The 15,830-nt window shown below is 57.9% G+C and carries 13 protein-coding genes; 3 read left to right on the top strand and 10 right to left on the bottom strand.

Annotation, left to right across the window (positions count from 1 at the left end):
* Window positions 1–108 precede the first annotated feature (108 nt).
* The 10 genes from argJ to Tam1G_RS01895 form a co-directional block, all read right to left on the bottom strand.
* Entirely contained in the window at window positions 109–1,284 is a 1,176-nt protein-coding gene (gene argJ, locus Tam1G_RS01940) for a bifunctional glutamate N-acetyltransferase/amino-acid acetyltransferase ArgJ (protein ID WP_101625258.1), read from the bottom strand.
* A complete protein-coding gene (gene argC, locus Tam1G_RS01935; protein ID WP_101625257.1) occupies window positions 1,281–2,375 on the bottom strand; it encodes an N-acetyl-gamma-glutamyl-phosphate reductase in 1,095 nt (364 codons plus the stop codon). The genes argJ and argC overlap by 4 nt, the downstream gene beginning before the upstream one ends.
* 124 nt (window positions 2,376–2,499) lie before the next feature.
* Window positions 2,500–3,126, bottom strand: a complete 627-nt coding sequence (locus Tam1G_RS01930) for a DUF4190 domain-containing protein (RefSeq protein ID WP_033890307.1) — start codon at window positions 3,124–3,126, stop codon at window positions 2,500–2,502.
* Window positions 3,127–3,236: 110 nt separating this feature from the next.
* Complete coding sequence (gene pheT / locus Tam1G_RS01925) at window positions 3,237–5,846, bottom strand: phenylalanine--tRNA ligase subunit beta (protein WP_101625256.1); 2,610 nt, start codon at window positions 5,844–5,846, stop codon at window positions 3,237–3,239.
* Between the two features lie 7 nt (window positions 5,847–5,853).
* Window positions 5,854–6,909 carry a phenylalanine--tRNA ligase subunit alpha gene (gene pheS, locus Tam1G_RS01920; protein WP_193349258.1) on the bottom strand — a complete coding sequence of 352 codons (1,056 nt, stop codon included), beginning with the start codon at window positions 6,907–6,909 and terminating at the stop codon, window positions 5,854–5,856.
* Window positions 6,910–6,986: 77 nt separating this feature from the next.
* Window positions 6,987–7,856, bottom strand: coding sequence for a TrmH family RNA methyltransferase (locus tag Tam1G_RS01915; RefSeq protein WP_101625255.1), 870 nt, complete (start codon window positions 7,854–7,856; stop codon window positions 6,987–6,989).
* Window positions 7,857–7,939: 83 nt separating this feature from the next.
* Complete coding sequence (locus Tam1G_RS01910; RefSeq protein ID WP_101625369.1) at window positions 7,940–8,767, bottom strand: energy-coupling factor transporter transmembrane component T family protein; 828 nt, start codon at window positions 8,765–8,767, stop codon at window positions 7,940–7,942.
* A 59-nt stretch (window positions 8,768–8,826) separates the two neighbouring features.
* A complete protein-coding gene (locus Tam1G_RS01905) occupies window positions 8,827–10,353 on the bottom strand; it encodes an ABC transporter ATP-binding protein (RefSeq protein ID WP_165781866.1) in 1,527 nt (508 codons plus the stop codon).
* A complete protein-coding gene (locus Tam1G_RS01900; RefSeq protein ID WP_101625254.1) occupies window positions 10,353–10,952 on the bottom strand; it encodes an ECF transporter S component in 600 nt (199 codons plus the stop codon). The genes Tam1G_RS01905 and Tam1G_RS01900 overlap by 1 nt, the downstream gene beginning before the upstream one ends.
* Before the next feature lie 285 nt (window positions 10,953–11,237).
* Complete coding sequence (locus Tam1G_RS01895) at window positions 11,238–12,605, bottom strand: dipeptidase (protein WP_101625253.1); 1,368 nt, start codon at window positions 12,603–12,605, stop codon at window positions 11,238–11,240.
* Between the two features lie 82 nt (window positions 12,606–12,687).
* On the opposite strand from Tam1G_RS01895, the gene Tam1G_RS01890 reads away from it, so the two are divergent.
* The 3 genes from Tam1G_RS01890 to Tam1G_RS01880 all read left to right on the top strand — a co-directional run bounded on the left by Tam1G_RS01890 (window position 12,688) and on the right by Tam1G_RS01880 (window position 15,800).
* Entirely contained in the window at window positions 12,688–13,308 is a 621-nt protein-coding gene (locus Tam1G_RS01890; protein ID WP_101625252.1) for a DUF3043 domain-containing protein, read from the top strand.
* Window positions 13,309–13,437: 129 nt separating this feature from the next.
* Window positions 13,438–14,925, top strand: coding sequence for a dihydrolipoyl dehydrogenase family protein (locus Tam1G_RS01885; RefSeq protein ID WP_101625251.1), 1,488 nt, complete (start codon window positions 13,438–13,440; stop codon window positions 14,923–14,925).
* Window positions 14,926–15,017: 92 nt separating this feature from the next.
* Window positions 15,018–15,800, top strand: a complete 783-nt coding sequence (locus Tam1G_RS01880; protein ID WP_033890297.1) for a DUF4191 domain-containing protein — start codon at window positions 15,018–15,020, stop codon at window positions 15,798–15,800.
* Window positions 15,801–15,830: the final 30 nt, after the last annotated feature.

The raw sequence follows: 15,830 nt of genomic DNA, 5'->3' as shown, positions 1-15,830 counted from the left end.
CGTAAAGGGTTTGGTGCCGGTGTTTGTTGCCGGACCGTAAGCTTGGCCGAACGGCCTTGAGTGTGTCGGGCAACGAACACCGGCACCAAACCTGCACACGGAATGAGTTCAGCTTTCGTAGTCGGCGTTGATGTGTACGTATTCGTGGGTCAGATCGTCGGTCCACACGGTTGCTTCGGCATTCGAACCGGTGTTCAGATCAATGTCGATATGCACTTCGCGCGGGGTCATGTCAACTTCGCTGCGATCGCGGCCGGCTCCACCGTTCTCGCAGATGCGCACGCCGTTGACGTCCACGGTCACCTTGTTCGAATCGTATGGAGCCACGTCTTCAGGTACGGTGCCGAGGGAGCTGACGATACGCCCCCAGTTCGGATCGTTGCCGGAAATCGCGCATTTGAGCAAGTTGGAGGCAGCTACCGCACGGCCGCAAGCCAAGGCTGCTTCCTCGCTGGTGGCACCGGTGACGGTGATGCGAATGTCGTGGGATGCGCCCTCACCGTCGCCGATGATTTGGCGGGACAGGCTGGCGCACGCTTCACGCACGAGCTTGTTGAATTCGTCCTTGTCTGGTTCGATGCCGGAAGCACCAGAGGCAAGCAGCAGGACCGTATCATTAGTGGACATGCAGCCGTCCACATCAATGCGGTTGAAGGAATGCTCTGCAGCCACAGCGAGTGCGGCCTGCATTTGACCAGCGGAGACCACAGCATCAGTGGTGATGACGCACAGCATGGTGGCCAGCTGCGGAGCGATCATGCCGGAGCCCTTGACCATGCCGCCGATCTTCCACCCGTTGGAACCGGTTAGTTCAACCGTCTTGGGCTTGGTGTCGGTGGTCATGATGGCATGTGATGCATCCGCACCAGCTTCGGCGGTATCAGCCAGAGCTTCATACGCTTTGGCAGCACCATCGAGCACATGGTCGAGCGGCAGCAGTTCACCGATCAGACCGGTGGAGCAGACCGCCACATCTTCTGGCTTGGCGGCAACCAGTTCTGCGACTTTTTCCGCAGTGGCTTTGGACTGCGCGTAGCCTTCCTCACCGGTGCAGGCGTTGGCGCCACCGGAGTTCAAAATCACGGCTTTGACGTGGCCATCTGCCACGATTTTGCGGCTCCATTGCACCGGCGCTGCGCAGAAACGATTCGAAGTGAACACGCCGGCAGCGGCATCAAGCGGACCGTTGTTGACGACCAGCGCCAAATCCTTCTTGCCTTCGACTGCGGAAATCCCGGCTTCAACGCCTGCTGCGGTAAAGCCTTGTGCGAATGTGACGCTCACGGTGCTACTCCAATCTTGGTCAGGCCTGTATCCTCCGGCAGGCCCAGTGCGACATTCAGAGACTGTACCGCTTGACCGGCTGTTCCGCGGTTGAGGTTATCAATAGCTGAAAATGCGTACAGTCGCTTGGACTTGCGATCAACGACCACTTGCAGGTGAGCGGCATTGGAGCCAATCACGTTACCGGTTGCCGGCAGCATGCCTTCAGGCAGCAGCACCATGAAGTCCTGACCCTCGTATGCTTTGGCCCAGACGTCACGGATCTCCTCATCGCTCATATCCAGCGCCTTTTCGCTCATATGAGCGGAAACGGTGGCGAGAATGCCGCGAGACATCGGAGCCAAGACCGGCGTGAAGCCGAGCGTGAATTCATTGGCTGCTGCGGCGTTCTTGCCTGCAGCATGTGCGAAGTTCTGCAAAATCTCAGGAATATGGCGATGCGTGCCACCGACACCATACGGCAGTGCGGACTGCAATGCCTCAGAAGCAAGCAGATTGGTACGCTTCAGATTCTTGCCTGCGCCAGAATATCCAACGACCAAATCAGCCACGATATCAGTCGGCTCAACAAGTCCTTCAGCGATAGCCGGCTGGAGTGCCAGCGTGATTGCAGTGACATTGCAACCCGGCCCAGCAATGCGCTTAGTGCCCGGCAATGCCGTACGCTGGCGAGTATATGTGCCGTCGCTATTCTTACCGGTGATGAGCTCCGGCATACCGTAGGTCCAGTGATCGTAGAAGTCGCCACCGTAGAACTCATCCCATGCACTGCGTTCTTCAAGACGATGATCGGCGCCTAAATCCACAACCACTGCGTTCGAATCAAGCTGGGAAGCAAGTTTGCCGGATGCTCCGTGCGGCAAGGCGAGAATAATGATGTCATGACCGTTAAGGACTTCCGGCGTGGTGTCTTCCACGGTAAGTCCGGCCAGCTGCGGAATGTGCGGCATGTGTTTGGACATGGAATCGCCCACGGAAGAATGGCCAGCCACACAGGTGACTTCAAAGTCGGGGTGGGCAGCAAGAATGCGCAGCGCCTCGCCTCCGGCATATCCCGTGGCACCGGCCACGGCCACTGAATATTTCGGCATACTCATCTCTTTTCAAACTGATGTAACCGAGATGAGTATACATGATTATGCAGACTTATGCATAGTTATGCACAGGTGTGTTGATTCACTTTTCGCACAGGAATCGTTCAGCCAACGTAAACAATCATGCAGAGATAGAATCACCGGAAGAAGAGCCTGCGCCACCGGTAAGCTGCTGCAACGCTTCCTGATAGAGGCTCATGGCATCATAGCCGTTGAGCGCCATCCAAATAACGGCCAGCGTATACAGCACATTCAATACCACAGCGGCAACAGCCAGGCCAAAGCCTTTCATATGGAAAGTGCGGGTGCGCCACATAGCCACAATGCCCATCAGCGCGGAGAGCACCGGCACAGGGAAGAACAGTGCCAGCACGAATGAAATGATTGCATACGAATCCCAATGCCCATACAAAGGATTCTGGTTGGGATCGTTCAAGTCGATGCCGTTGTAGTAATGCGGCTGATACGGCTTGCCAGCCTGATGTTGCTGACCGGCCTGACCATATGGCTGACCCTGCGCTCCGGGATATCTGCCCGGATAGTAGCCGGGCATATTCTGCTGCTGCGCATTGCTACTAGCGGCATTAGCAGTTGCCGCCTGTTGCTCAGCAGTGTTCTGCTTGGAATCCGGTTCAGGAGCGCCATACAGATATGGATTGTAATTGGGGCCATATTGGCCAGCCATAGCACCGTATTCAGGCTGCTTGTACTGCCCGTATTCCGGTGTTTGCTGTTCTGGCTGGCTCATGGCGCTCCTTATGTATTACTTCACAGATGGGTATGGCTCCCCTTAGTCACCTTCGGCGAGCTCCCCTCTTCAGAGGGGAGCCATATTTATTCGGGGAGCCAGAGGGCAGGTCAGGCGCGCAGCTGCGCACCGAGCTTTGCGGCTTCGGCCACGATATTCGCACGAATCGCTTCGCTGTCTTCAGCGGAGAGCGTCTTGCTCGGGGAGCGGAAGACCACAGCGTATGCCAAGGACTTCTTGCCTTCGCCCACCTGCTCACCGGTGAACACATCGAACAGTTCAATGGATTCGAGGTTGGCTCCTGCGGCTTCGCGAATCACATTCTCCACCTGAGCAGCGCTGACCGTATCGTCCACGGTGAATGCCAGATCCTGCTTGACAGGCGGGAACGTGGAAATCGGCTTGGCCTGGACCGGCTTGCCTGTCAGCGTGGCGAACAGATCGGTCAGGTTCAGCTCGAAGGCAGCGGAATGCTCTGGGAAGCCAAGAGCTTCGTTGACGCGCGGGTGCAGCTCACCCACCCAACCGGCGAACACATCGCCAGCCATCACGCGGGCGGCACGGCCCGGATGCCACTGTGCGGGTACATCGTCGGCAGCTGGCTGGTCAAGCGTGATGTTCGCGCCGATACGGCCAGCGATGCGGCGCACCGCTTCCACAGCATCGGACCAATCAACCGGGCGCTTGCCGCCCAGCCAGCCGGCATCCTCAGCCAGACCGGTCAGGATGCCTGCCACATGGTCGGGCTGGTCAGGCAGACCAGCATCGAGTGCAGCCAGCTGCTCGTCGGTCGGGCGAACGCCACCCGGCAATGCCGGGATGGCCGGAGCCTCAGGATCCCACAGGTAGACATGGCCCAGCTCATAGAGGGACACGTTCTCGATGCCACGGCGAATGTTGCGCTGCACGGTGGTGGCCAAGGTCGGCAAAATCTCGCGACGCAGGTACGGGCGATCGCCGTACAGTGGGTTGGCGATTTCCACGCTGACCTTCTTGGTGGACTCAGGATCATAAGCGAAAGCCTTGTAATCCTCATCGCCCACGAATGGGTAGCTCAGCGCTTCCACCATGCCATACTCAGCCAGTTCGTCAGCAATGCGACGGCGACGCAGCTGGTTCGGAGTCAGGCCAACGAGACCTTCCACGGGAGCCGGCGGCACGGAAATCGGAATCTGATCGTAGCCGACCAGTCGAGCAATCTCCTCAACCAAATCGCACGGAGCGGTGAGATCCGGACGCCAGGTCGGCGGAGTGACGGAGAATTCGCCGTTGCCGCCACCGGCAACCGTGCAGCCGATATCGGTGAGAATATCGGAAATACGGTTGATGTCCACGTCGAGACCGGCCACACGCGCCACTTCGGAGGCCTTGAAGTGAATGGCCTTGCGACGATGCGTGTTGTTCACATCGTTCGGATGTTCGCTCGGCTCACCATTGCCGTACTTGGCCAGCAGTTCGGCGGCCATTTGAGCGGCGGCCGGCTGCAGCGCAGTGTCCACGCCACGTTCGAAGCGACGGGATGCTTCGGATGGGGTCTTGTGGCGGCGTGCGGAGCGGGCGATGGTCACCTGATCGAAGTGTGCGGCTTCCAGAAGGATGTTCTTGGTTTCGGCGGTCACTTCGCCGTACAGGCCACCCATCACACCGGCAAGGCCGATGATGCGGGAACCGCGCTCACCGTTCGGAGAGTCGGTGATGAGCAAATCTTCGACGCTAAGCTCGTGCTCCTTGCCGTCCAGCGTGGTGAGCTTCTCACCGGCGTTGGCACGACGGACCACAATCGGGCCTTCGAGCTTGTCGAGATCGTAGGCGTGCATCGGCTGACCGAGATCCAGCATCACGTAGTTGGTCACGTCCACGGCCAGAGACAGGGAGCGCATACCTGCACGGGTCAGGCGGCGGCGCATCCAGTTCGGAGTCTTGGCGGTCGGATCGAAGTTCTTCACGATGCGTGCATAGTAGCGGTCGCATCCGGGAACACCGTGAATCGGGTTGTTGTCATCGATTTCGATGTCGATGTCCACCTTGGTGCCCGGCTGGTAGTCAGACGGTTCCGGAGCCTTCTCGTTCAGGGCAATCGCCGGATCAGTGTACGGAGCACCGGTGGAGTGGTGGTATTCGCGGGCCACACCACGGTAGGACAACGTGTAACCGCGATCCGGGGTGATGTTGATTTCGAGCATCGGCTGGTCGAGGTGCAGCAGGTGCATGGCATCCTGGCCGGGCTTCAGAGCCTCGTACTCAGCTTCGGTGAAGCCGTATTCGCGCAGCAGGATGATGCCGTTGTGGTTATCACCCAAGCCCAGTTCGCGCTCGGATGCGCACATGCCGTTGGAGATGTGGCCGTAGGTCTTGCGCGGTTCGATCTTGAAGTCGCCCGGCAGCACGGCACCCGGCAGGGTCACGACGACCTTCTCGCCGGCCTTCATGTTCGGAGCGCCGCAGATGATGCCGCGCGGAACCTTGTTGCCGTTCTCGTCGGTTTCGTTCCATTCATCACCGCAATCAACATGACACCAGTTGATGATCTTGCCGTTCTTCTGCGGTTCCGGAGTGGCATCCACCACGTAGCCGACCACGATCGGGCCGGTCACCTGAGAGGAGTGAATCTCCTCTTCCTCAAGACCCACCTTGACGAGGTCCTTGGCGAGCTGCTCATAGGTCAGGCCTTCAGGAACCTCAACATGGTCCTTGAGCCAATCGATATCGATCATAGGCATGGCTGAATCACTCCCCCATCACAAACTGTTCGGCGAAACGCACGTCGCCTTCAACCAGGTCGTGCATATCGTTGATGTCGCTGCGCAGCAGCAGCGTGCGCTCCATGCCCACGCCGAAAGCGAAGCCGGTGTATACGTCCGGGTCGATGCCAGCGGACTTCAACACATTCGGGTTCACCATGCCGCAACCGCCCCATTCGAGCCAGCCCGGGCCACCCTTCTTATCGGGGAACCACAAGTCGAGCTCGGCGCTCGGCTCAGTGAACGGGAAGTAGCTCGGGCGCAGACGGGTCTTGGCTTCCGGCCCGAACATGGCCACGGCGAGCTTGTCCAGCACGCCCTTCAGGTCGGCCATAGTCAGGTGCTTGTCAACGGCGAGGGCTTCGCACTGGTGGAACACCGGGGTGTGGGTGGCGTCAAGCTCATCGGTGCGGAACACACGGCCCGGGCTGGCGATGTACAGCGGCACGCCACGGGTGAGCAGTGCACGAACCTGATCGGAGGAGGTCTGCGTGCGTACCACCATGTTGGAGCCCACGAAGCCTGCAGCATCCTTGGCCTGGTTGCCCTTGACGTAGAAGGTATCCTGCATCTGGCGAGCCGGATGGTCAGGGCCGAAGTTCAGGGAGTCAAAGTTGTACCATTCGGCTTCAATCTCCGGACCGGAGGAAATCTGCCAGCCCATAGAGATGAAGAAGTCCTCAACGTCTTCCATCAGCTTGGCCAGCGGGTGACGGGCGCCCAGCGGCTTGCGGTTCACCGGCAGCGTCATATCCACGGTTTCGGCAGCCAGAGCAGCCTTTTCAGCAGCTTCCTTGAGCTCTACTTCCTTGGGTCCGTATGCGCGGCCGAAGTCGGCGCGCAGCTTGCTCATAAGCTTGCCCGCGTCCTTCTTCTTATCTACAGGGAGCGAACCGATGGCCTTGCTGGCACGAGTCATCGCAGAGTCAGCGCCTGCGTACTGTGTCTTGATGGCTTTCAGCTCCTCCAGATTGGAGGCGTTCTGGATTTTCTCGATGCCCTCGGCAACCGCAGCGGTTACCTGGTCTGCATCGAACACCATTTGTTCTGCCACGAGAACCCTTTCGTTCGATGATTACTCAACGCGGTTTTCTAATGTTTGCAGCGTATTTTCCAAACTCACATTGTTTCAATATGACCCGACATAGCCAAGCTCATCAGCATGACCGCGGCCGAAGTACCGAGGTTCAATGATTCGGCTTTGCCATAGAGAGGAATGGAGATGATTCGCTGGCATTGTTCAAGGATTTCAGGCTCCAAACCGCGCGCTTCATTACCAAAGAGCACAGCTTTGCCGGATGCTACTGCAGCAGTATCTGCCAACACTTGGGGCAGGCTTTCCGGTTTGCGTTCCTTGGTGCCGTACACATCGGCGGCACAAACGTCCACATGTTGGTCAGCAGCCCAGCTGAAGAACTCTTCAGTTCCCATCTGCAGCACAGGAATATGGAACAACGAGCCGACCGTGGAGCGAATGACCTTAGGATTCAATTGGTCCACACAATCATCCACAAAAATGACAGCATCGCAGCCAGCCGCATCAGCCGCACGAATCACCGTGCCGGCATTGCCGGGATCGCGAACCTGCCAGAATGCGGCAATCTGAGGATTCTTCTGCAGCTCTACATCCTCAATGTCGGTATGCATCGCGCGCGCGTTACCTACAGCGAGAATGCCTTGTGCGTCCTTACTGATATGGCGAATGACCTCGCCTGTGCACTGATGCACGTAAATGGTGGCATCCTGCGATTTATCCACGATTTTCTCCAACGTGGACGAAATAACGCGCGGATGCTCCAGTGCTTGGGAAACCTCCACATACAGGTCCTGCACCACATCCGGCCGCCAGGTGACGGCTTCGCGCACCGCTTGCGGACCTTCAATAAGGAAGCGGCCTGAGCGTTCGCGACCTTTGGTGCGAGCGAGGTCAGCGATGCGGCGCACACGGTCCGACTTGGGATTATCAAGAATCTGGGCATTAATCGGCATAGGCCTTAGCCTACCGCAAGGAGGTACAGCGGAGGTGGAATAAACTCAGGCACCTTGAAAAGCACTGTGCTCGTCGACGCTTTTCAGGCACCCTGAAAAGCGAAGTGCCAATTGCCGGTGGCGATAGCTAGGGCTAGGGCGGCGAATGGGATGGCGAGGCAGATGGCGTAAAAAACCCAATCAATGGTGTGGAGGCTGGAGACACGCGCCTGCGAGCGTGGAGCGTCAGAGCCGAAGCCGCGGGCTTCCATTGCGGTTGCCAGCTTGGTGGCACGGCGAATGGAAAGCACCAGAAGACCGAATGCTTGCGAAAGCGCACGCATGATGGCATTGCCGTCACCTAGTCCGCGGGAACGTTGGGACAGGCCTAAAGCGCGCCAATCATCCTGCAGCAGGGTGAACATGCGCAGGCCTGCCAGACCGCCGTAGACGAATCGCGGTGAGAAATGCAGGATTTCAACCAATCCATCTGCCAAATCGGTGGGATCGAGTCCAAGCGCCAAAATCACACCGGGTACGGCGATGGCGGCCACACGGATAGCCGTGGCAAGAGCCAGCGGAAACGAACCCTCCGAAATCACAATCCAACCTGCGGACCAGAGAATCTCACCAGAGACTCGCGCATATAGGAATACGGAGATGAAGCTGCCCAACGCGGCTATCCACACCGGCCAGGTTTTGCGGCATACCGTCCACGGTGCCACGCCGCCAATCCACAGCAACACGAATTCAATGGCAAGCGCGCTAGAAGCGGAAACCAAGTCCAAGCTGAAGAACATCGGAATGCACAACAGCAGCGCACCGATAATACGGCTCACCGGATTGATGCGTGCCACAAACCATGAGGGCGAAGCTGGTTTGACCGGCTCCACACGGGTATCCTGCGGACTGACCGTCACATAATCGGAGATATTGACGGCTGCAGTGTCATCCGGCTCATTCGTTTGCACAGTAATCTGCACGGATTCGCTCATGCCCGGCTCCCCTCCTGGAACATCACACGGCGCGCACCCAGCGCATTCACCAACGCCTCGTCATGCGTCACCATGATCACGCAGGAACCTTGATCGCGAATGGCTGCGATGAGCTTGACCATTTCGGTCCATGTGGTGAAGTCTTGTCCGAAGGTCGGCTCGTCCATCACCAAGACCTGTGGTGCAGCAGCCAGCATCGAAGCCACGGAAAGACGCCGCTTCTCGCCACCGGAAAGCGTATATGGGTTCGCCTGCGCGAATCGGGTCAGATTCATACGTTCCAGCATGGAATCCGCAATGGCATACGCTTCTTCTTGGGTTTTGCCCATCGACTTCGGACCAACGGCCACTTCATCGCGTACGAAATTCGCAGCGAACTGATGCTCCGGCTCTTGGAACACCATGCCAATGCGGCCGAGCAGCTCACGACTTTTCCAAGTGATCGGCTCGCGACGATCTGCCCGCGGAGCAAGATTCTCAGCGATCAGTACTTGCCCATCAACAGGTGGCAGCAATCCGGCCAACGTCAGCGCGAATGTTGACTTTCCGGCACCATTCGGACCCATCAGAGCAGTGACTTCGCCCGGATAGAAATCAAGGTTGATACCACCGCCCAGCGCACTGCCTCGGCCGAAGCTTAAGTTGCGGCAGCTCAACACCGGCGTGTGCTCGTCGGTCTGAGAAGTATCTGCTGTCACATTGCGCACATGTACAGCCTGAGATGCAGCCGACCCGGGACGATAATCAGGGATTGTGCGCCCAGGCACCCATGCGCCACCGGATGCCAGCACATCACCCATCGCGGCAAACACTTCATCCGGCTTGCCATCGGCGATAACAGCACCGGCTGGCGAGCCTGGTTCGGGGCGGCCGAGCACAATCACACGGTCGACCATATCCAGCCATACATCAATATGGTGTTCCACCACCACCATTGTCTGGCCGGTTGATTCAACGACTTTTTTGACCGCGTCATGCACTTCGACCACGCCTTCGGGATCGAGGTTCGCGGTTGGCTCGTCAAGCAGCAACAGTCCCGGCTTCATGGCGAGTACACCAGCCAAAGCCAGACGCTGGCGTTGGCCACCGGAAAGATGACGAGTGGAGCGATTAAGGTCAAGGTCTCCCAAACCGACGAGGTTCAGGGACTCGCGCACACGCTGCCAGATTTCTTCGCGCGGCACGTTGAGGTTTTCACAGCCGAATGCTGCGTCATCGCCCAATCGTTCAAGAATAATCTGCGAGTCCGGGTCTTGGAGCACCAAGCCCACACGGCCTCGCGCTTCGCGGGCGTCCACGCCGTCGATGGTGAGCGAACCTTCCTGTTCGCCTTCCTCATCGCCGCCGAGCACGCCTGCAAGCCCAGCCATCATTGTGCTTTTGCCGGCGCCCGAAGCACCGAGTAAGAGTACACGCTCACCTGGCTGGATAGTGAAATCAACGGCACGCAACGCGAAATCCTTACGCGTTGCGTGCCTCCAGCCCCAGCCGTTGGCTTCAACGGCGGCCGGTTGTACCTGCATCAGATGCGAGCCTGAGCGCGACCGGACTCGAAGCGATCAAGCACGCCGGTGGCGGCAATCGCGCGGGAGAGGAACCACACCACGATACCGGCAATCACGAGGCCGGAGATAATGGAGCCAACGAGGTACCAGGTAACGCGCAGACCGTTCCAGCCCGGGTTGGTTGCCCAGTAGTAAGCCCAGCAGCCGACACCGGCCAGAGCGCCGGAGAGTAGGGTGGTGCCGATGTTCCACTTCTTGTAGGCGAACACGGCGAATGCGATTTCGGCGCCAAGGCCCTGAATGATACCGACGATCAGGGAACCGCCGACGCCCCACTGGTTGCCCAGAGTGAGCTCGAGGAAAGCGGCGAGGGTTTCAGCGAACAGTGCGGCGCCCGGCTTGCGCACGATGATGGCGGCCAGCGGGCCAGCGAACAGCCAGAAGCCGTTCAGCAGGCCTTCGAAGCCCGGGGTGACGCCTTCGAACAGGGTCAGCGGAACAGCGCAGACGATGTCCCAACCCCAGAAGATAACGCCGGATGCAACGGCGATGATAGCGGCGACGACGATATCAACAACGCGCCACTTGTAATTGGCCTTGGCCACAGCTTCAGTCATGATTGTGCCTTTTCTTCTCTTCTCATGCGATGTAAGGCTGTGAATCCTTCACATCGCTTGGGTTCAGGCACGGGTATGTAAGAGCGACAATTCCGTGACGAACGGCATTACCCGGTCACGTTCCATCGGTCGAGACTGATGCGTCTCCTCTCAGCCGCCTTAAGGCAGCTCCCGTGTCAACTCCATGACTATAAGGCAAACCACGGTCAAAGGCAATAGCTGAATATGAGAAAGCGGAATCAACAAATCTGCTGACTCCGCTTTCTTACCATCTGATGAGGGTAACTACTTACCCAGCTTGGCAAGCAGCAGGGCTTCGGTGATCACGTTGTGCTTCAAGCCGTAGAGAGAGATGGACTCGTTCGGGCTGTGCGCGTTGGCTTTCGGGTCTTCCGGACCGGTGACTAGCACCTGGGCGGATGGGAACAAGCGCTGCAGTTCCGGAATGAATGGAATTGAACCGCCCTGACCCTGATTGATCGGAGCAACACCGAACGCTTCTTCCATAGCCTCAAGCGCATCCTTCGTGGCCTCAGCGTTCGGGTCCATAGCCCAACCCATGCCGTTCTCCAGCTTGGCCACTTCAACCTCGGCACCAAATGGCGGATTGGCCACAAGGAATGCAGCCAACGCATCCTGAGCCTCTTCAGGGCGCTGGTTTGGCGCAGTGCGCAAAGACAGGCGGAAACGGGTCTCCGGGGCAATCACATTGAAGGAACCCTCCACCGGGTGAGCGTCAAAACCAATCACCGTCAGGCTTGGCTTGGTCCACAAGCGAGAGGCCAGGGAACCGGTGCCAGCGAGCACATATCCATCAACAGCACCGGCATCGGCACGTACACCGGCCTCATCAACATCCTGCTGCAAACCGCCAATCGGCTCCTCGGAGGCGATGCCCGGCACGGCAATATCGCCGTTAGCGTCGTACAGCGAGGCAATCAGCATGGCGGCCAGCGTATTGGAGTCCAAGATCGGGCCGCCGTACTGGCCGGAGTGCACCGGATGCTTCAGGCCACGTACGGTCACGTCCACGCAAGTATTGCCGCGAAGCGAGGTGGTCAGCGACGGAATCTCAGCGGACCAATTGCCGGAATCGGCCACGATGATCACATCAGAGTCGAACTCGTCCTTGTGCGCGGTGATGAACGGGATGAAACTCGGCGAGCCCATCTCCTCCTCACCTTCAATGAACACCTTGATATTCACCGGCAAATCATCGCCCAGCGCCTTCAGAGCACCGGAATGAATCGCAATGCCGCCGCCATCATCAGCGGAACCGCGACCATAGAGTCGACCATCAATCTCAGTGCCCACGAACGGATCGGTGTTCCATTCGGCAGGGTCCGGCACCGGCTGCACATCATGGTGGGCGTACAACAGCACGGTAGGCGCACCGGGATCCACAATACGAGAGCCGATAACCTCCCAAGCGCCCAGAGTACCATCCTCATTCGTGGCCTGCACCACCTTGGTATCGATGCCAACCAGCTTGAGCTCCTCAGCCACGAACTCAGCCGAACGCTTCATATGCTCGGCGGTAATGCCCTTGGCGGAAACAGATTGCAGTGCAATCTTCCGGTTCAGCAGTTCGACAATGCGATTCCAGTCATCTTCGACGCGCTCGCGCACCTGGTCCACGGTGAGTTCCGCCATGTGTTCTCCTTATATATAAGGGCGTTATACCAATGGTTACGCCTACACAACATGTGTCTGAACGTCACCGTAACCTCAAAGCATGACATGGAACCCGTTCAAGAAAAAAGAGGCCCAAGTTCCCGTGGAACAGGCCGAAGAGAAGAACACTAATCCGTCCGCTGGCAAGGGCCGTCCGACCCCGAAGATGAAGAAGGCACAGGCTGCCGGTATCCGCCCGCTGGTTCCCACCGACCGTAAGGCCAGCGCCAAGGCTGCCAAGGCACGCATGCGCGAGCGCGAGAATCGCGAATACGCAGCCATGCAGAGCGGCGATCTGAACAATATGCCGAAGTCTGAGCGACTGCCGTGGCGTATTTACATCCGCGATTATGTGGATGCCCGCTTCAACTTGGGCGAATGGTTCATTCCCGTGGCGTTCGCCATTCTGATTGTCTCCATGTTCGTTACTTCCGCATCGCAGAACGCATGGGCTTCCATCATCATGATGACTCTGATGTATGGCTACCTGATTGCCGTTGTCATCGATGTGTGGCTGATGTGGCGCAAGCTCAAGGCTAAGCTCATTACCAAGTACGGCGAGGCTTCCGTGGCTAAGGGCTCCCGCTCCTTCTCCTACGCTTGGAGCCGTTCCATTCAGATGCGTCGCTGGCGTTTGCCGAAGCCGCGTTACGACAAGCGTGGTCACTGGCCTGAGGACTAGTTACTGATTTACAACGTTTGTTGTATTTGATTTGCACTATGGCTCCCTATGATGGGAGCCATAGTTATATGTAATGGGGAATAGTCCGATTTTGCAGCTACAGATCGGGTGCGGACAAAGGAGTGCATGATGAGCGAACAGTATGATGTGGCAATTATCGGCGCTGGTCCTGGAGGGTATTCCACAGCTTTGCGCGCTGCGGAACTCGGGTTGAAGGTTGCGCTAATCGAACGCGATGCCACTGTTGGCGGAACTTGCCTCAATCGCGGATGTATTCCTTCCAAAGCACTGATTACCGCCACGCATACCATTGACACCGTGCACAGGGCTGCGGAACTTGGCGTCAATGCTTCAGTTGACGGCATCGATTTTGGCACGTTGCGTGATTACAAACTACGTATCGTGGACACGATGGTTCGTGGGCTCGCGGGTCTTTTGGCACATCGCGGCATTACTGTATTGCGCGCTTCCGCCACGTTCAAAGCTGACGAAACTGATGCTGAAGGGCATCATCTCGTGCATCTGGCTCCTGCTGACGGGCAGGCCACTATCATCGCTTTCCATAAAGCGGACGTACCGGAGCCGGCAGGCACCCATATTGACTTGGTGGCAAACCATATCGTTATCGCCACTGGGGCTAAGCCTCGCCCACTGCCGAATAATCCATTCGCGGCAGCCCTGATTGATTCCACCCAGGCATTGGAGCTCAACGAATTTCCTTCTTCCGCCGTAGTCGTTGGTGCTGGGGCGGTGGCCTTGGAATTCGCTTCGATGTGGAATGCAGCCGGATCGAACGTCACACTGCTGATTCGTAAGGACCGTGTGCTGTCGAACTGGGATCGCCGTGCCGGAGTTACGCTGACCCGCGAACTCAAACGGCATGGTGTCAATATCATCACCCATACCAATGTGACCCATGTGGATATCGGTGCGAATCTTGGCGCCACTGTGCACTACACCAAGGATGGCGCTGATGGCGAGCAGCAGGTTTGGGGAGAAATCGCTCTGGCTGCCATCGGCCGCGACCCCAATACTGACCCGGCCTGGGGTGTTTCACTGACCGAAAACGGACTCGTTGCCACGGATGCGTTTGGCCAAACGAATGTTCCTGGTGTTTGGGCCGTGGGCGACGTTACCGTAGGCCATGCTCTGGCGCATCGAGCGTTCGAGCAGGGGCTGGTTATTGCGGAAAACATCGCCGGCCTGCATGTTGCACCGGTCGATGAGACCAGTGTGCCGCAAATCGTGTTCTCCTCCCCTGAAGCCGCATCTGTTGGACTGACGCTGGATCAGGCACAGGAACGAGAAGATCTGCTTGAGGTCAAGGAAACCGTGTATCCGATGATGGCTAACGCCCGTATGCTCATGCGTGGTACCGCGGGATCGCTGACCGTGGTGTCCGGCTGCAGCCAGGAGGACCCTGATACCCCACGAGTCCTCGGCGTGCATATGGTCTCCCCTCTCGCCTCGGATATCATTGCCGAAGCCGAACAACTGGTGGGTAATCATGTGCCATTGTCAGATGCCGCGCGGCTGATTCACCCACATCCCACGTTCAGCGAGACGTTGGGCGAAGCGCTGCTCAAAGCGGACGGACGGCCGCTGCACACGAGATAATCACGAGATAATTGCAAATCGCGGACCAGCGCACCTGATACAGTTATTTGCCAGTGTGTTCATTGCAATAGCATGCAGTAAAGGAAAGAGTGATGGCGGACAAGGAAGCAAAGCCTAAGAAGCAAAGCACAATCAAGCAGGTTATCCAGATCTACAAGTACACGGCCAAGGAAGATAAGGCCCTGCCGTGGCTTGAAGCCGGCTCCTTCCTGCTGCCGGTTGTGGTTATGATCATCATCGGTCTGATCTTCAAGTGGTCTTGGCTTACTTGGATCTTCCTGATGATTACGGCCGTTATGCTGGGCCTGCTGTTCGCCACGATGATGCTGACCCGCCGTGCTGACGCCGTGGGCTACAAGCAGATCGATGGCAAGCCGGGTGCAGCCATCGGTGTGCTGAGCAACATGAGCAAAGCTGGTTTCGACTTCCCGCAGGAGCCGGTGTGGATTGATCCGAAGACCAAGGACGCTATTTGGCGCGGTACTTCGATGAACGGCATTTACCTGATTGGCGAAGGCGATTACGGTCGCATTATGAAGGCTATGGATCGTCAGGAGCGTGAAATCAAGGGCGTTACCGCTGGCTCCTCCATTCCGGTTTATCGTATTTCCGTGGGCCACGGCCCCAAGCAGGTGCCGCTGGACAAGCTGCGTAACACTGTGACCCATTCCAAGAGCTACGAACCGACCAATCACAAGAATGCGCTAATCGCCAAGATCCATCCACGTCGCCGCTTCCTGCTGACCAAGGCTGAAATGGCCACGCTGAACGATCGTCTGCGCACACTGCAGGCCAAGAAGGGTTACAACGTGCCTAAGGGCATCGACCCGTACCATCCGCAGAAGGTTTCCCGCCGAGCAATGCGCGGTCGCTGATCTGCAGAGCGCATAGAACTGCTTCAAGCC

This window comes from Bifidobacterium imperatoris (genome assembly GCF_002860405.1).
Classification (GTDB): Bacteria; Actinomycetota; Actinomycetes; order Actinomycetales; family Bifidobacteriaceae; genus Bifidobacterium; species Bifidobacterium imperatoris.
This window is presented reverse-complemented; position numbering and strand designations above follow the sequence as displayed.

Coding starts and splice junctions, on each gene's coding strand:
- Tam1G_RS01905 (WP_165781866.1), bottom strand. CDS start 10,353: ATGCAGGTACAACCGGCCGCCGTTGAAGCCAACGGCTGGGGCTGGAGG.
- pheT (WP_101625256.1), bottom strand. CDS start 5,846: ATGCCTATGATCGATATCGATTGGCTCAAGGACCATGTTGAGGTTCCT.
- Tam1G_RS01930 (WP_033890307.1), bottom strand. CDS start 3,126: ATGAGCCAGCCAGAACAGCAAACACCGGAATACGGGCAGTACAAGCAG.
- pheS (WP_193349258.1), bottom strand. CDS start 6,909: ATGGTGTTCGATGCAGACCAGGTAACCGCTGCGGTTGCCGAGGGCATC.
- Tam1G_RS01885 (WP_101625251.1), top strand. CDS start 13,438: ATGAGCGAACAGTATGATGTGGCAATTATCGGCGCTGGTCCTGGAGGG.
- Tam1G_RS01900 (WP_101625254.1), bottom strand. CDS start 10,952: ATGACTGAAGCTGTGGCCAAGGCCAATTACAAGTGGCGCGTTGTTGAT.
- Tam1G_RS01895 (WP_101625253.1), bottom strand. CDS start 12,605: ATGGCGGAACTCACCGTGGACCAGGTGCGCGAGCGCGTCGAAGATGAC.
- Tam1G_RS01880 (WP_033890297.1), top strand. CDS start 15,018: ATGGCGGACAAGGAAGCAAAGCCTAAGAAGCAAAGCACAATCAAGCAG.
- Tam1G_RS01890 (WP_101625252.1), top strand. CDS start 12,688: ATGACATGGAACCCGTTCAAGAAAAAAGAGGCCCAAGTTCCCGTGGAA.
- Tam1G_RS01915 (WP_101625255.1), bottom strand. CDS start 7,856: ATGCCGATTAATGCCCAGATTCTTGATAATCCCAAGTCGGACCGTGTG.
- argC (WP_101625257.1), bottom strand. CDS start 2,375: ATGCCGAAATATTCAGTGGCCGTGGCCGGTGCCACGGGATATGCCGGA.